Source organism: Neisseria sp. P0021.S006, assembly GCF_051956895.1.
The window spans coordinates 1-1,461 of the sequence record NZ_JBQCWZ010000343.1; the positions used below are offsets into that span (position 1 = coordinate 1).

Consider the following 1,461-nt stretch of genomic DNA (forward strand, 5'->3'; position numbering starts at 1 on the left):
ATTGCATATAGTCCGGATGGTCGGGCGTAATGCCTGCACCAAGTTTGAGCAAACCGCTCGCACCGTGGCTGGCCTGCGGACGGATTTCATCCATGCTTTTTTCAGGCAAACCGTGTCGGCGCAATACCGTGTTGAGCGCGCCACCCAAATCAAGTGCGGTATCGGCAAGCGTGCCGTCAAGGTCGAATAATACGGCTTGGGTCATAAGTGTTCCTTTGATGATTTTAGAAGGCCGTCTGAACAATCCAACAAGTTTCAGACGGCCTGAATATGGTTAATGGTGATGGTGTTCGTGAACTTCCTGCGAACACAAAACTTCATCTTTATGCGGATGCTGTTCGCTTTCAATCTGAATCGTACAATGCCCGATGTTGTGATGCGCCAATTCATGTCCGATGCGGTAGGCGATTTGTTCGGACTCTGCAACCGTCATGTTGCCATCTACGACAATATGGCAGGACAAAACGTGGATATTGCTGGTAATCGTCCAAACATGCAAGTCGTGAACGGATTTTACGCCTTCCGTATTGCGGATAACGCTGAGCAACTCATCGGTATGGATGTTTTCCGGCGCTCCTTCCATCAAAATGTGCAAAGTCTGTTTAAACAGCTTCCAGCCGCTGCGCCCTACCAAAGCCGCCACCAATACGCTAGCAACCGTATCCGCCCATTGCCAGCCATACGCCATCATCAGTACCGCTGCGACAATCGCCCCTATCGAGCCGAACAAATCGCTGATTACATGCAGATACGCGCCGCGCATATTGACGTTTTCTTCGGTATCACTATTCTTCAACATATAAACGGCGACGCCGATGTTGACCAGCAATCCGATGATACTGACCACCAACATGCCGCCCGTCAAAATTTCCGGCGGATAAAATAATCGTTTGACTGCTTCATAAAAAATCATCGCCGCAATCAACACCAGCGACAATCCGTTAAACATCGCCGTCAAAATTTCAAAACGCTTGTAACCGAATGTCTTTTGCAGCGTGGTCTGTTTCTCGCCAAGTTTGAATGCCCACAATGCCACGCCCAGCGAAAACGCATCGCTGAACATATGCCCCGCATCAGAAAGCAGGGCCAAAGAGTTGGTCAGCCAGCCGCCGACCGCTTCAACCAGCATAAATCCGGCAACGACGAAAAATGAAATGCGCAATACCTGCTTATTGTCGGTATGCGTGTGCGCGTGCGAATGATCGTGATGATGTGCCATGATGATTTTACCGTTTCAGACGGCCTTTTTATCCTGTTTCAAACTTTTCTCAAAATCTTCCAACATATCCAACTCAAAACGGCTGAATCCCGCGCGTTCCCGTGCTTCGATATTGACGTAACCGCGGGAGATAAACATATCGTAACGCGCAATCAGGCTGCGGAACAAGGCAACCGGTTCCAAACCGCGCTCACGGCAAAGATGCTGATACCAATGATTGCCGATGGCGACATGCCCTACTT

General features: G+C 49.6%; 3 protein-coding genes. All 3 read right to left on the reverse strand.

Annotated features, from left to right (window positions below; all coding sequences use genetic code 11):
- The coding region (locus ACTHUM_RS13950) for an HAD family hydrolase (RefSeq protein ID WP_440403165.1) at window positions 1–205 on the reverse strand (205 nt) is incomplete at its 3' end.
- 69 nt (window positions 206–274) lie between these two features.
- The gene (locus ACTHUM_RS13955; RefSeq protein WP_440403166.1) at window positions 275–1,219 is read right to left on the reverse strand and encodes a cation diffusion facilitator family transporter; all 945 of its coding nucleotides are present in this window, start codon (window positions 1,217–1,219) and stop codon (window positions 275–277) included.
- A 15-nt stretch (window positions 1,220–1,234) separates the two neighbouring features.
- A partial coding sequence (locus ACTHUM_RS13960) for a DUF455 family protein (protein ID WP_440403167.1) occupies window positions 1,235–1,461 on the reverse strand: 227 nt, incomplete at its 5' end.

Bases quoted from the DNA above. Each gene is read 5' to 3' on its own strand.
- ACTHUM_RS13955 (WP_440403166.1), bottom strand. From the start codon at position 1,219: ATGGCACATCATCACGATCATTCGCACGCGCACACGCATACCGACAAT.